Source organism: Vibrio sp. 10N.222.55.C6 (genome assembly GCF_041473395.1).
GTDB classification, from domain to species: Bacteria; Pseudomonadota; Gammaproteobacteria; order Enterobacterales; family Vibrionaceae; genus Vibrio; species Vibrio crassostreae_C.
Map to the genome: position 1 here is coordinate 1 of NZ_JBFRSD010000272.1, position 236 is coordinate 236.

1 protein-coding gene is annotated in these 236 nt (G+C 48.3%); it reads right to left on the reverse strand.

Going from position 1 to position 236, the window contains the following annotated elements:
* A partial coding sequence (locus AB4486_RS23615; protein WP_372119001.1) for a reverse transcriptase N-terminal domain-containing protein occupies positions 1–236 on the reverse strand: 236 nt, incomplete at both ends.

Genomic DNA, 236 nt, shown 5'->3' on the forward strand with positions numbered 1-236 from the left:
TGGAGGGCTTGTTGCGCTCTATCAATCATGCATGGAATACCCAATGGCCTGAGCTTACCGTTCTTTTTGGGGATGTAGATACGTTTGAGTGGTTTTGCAGAGTAAGCCTTGCGGCTCAGTTGATTGACTGCTTTCATACGGCGTACATCTGTGTTCCAGGTGACACCGTCTATTCCAGACGTTTTACTGCCTTTATTCTGAGAGACTCGCTTAACCGCAAGAAGCTTGGCTGAGCG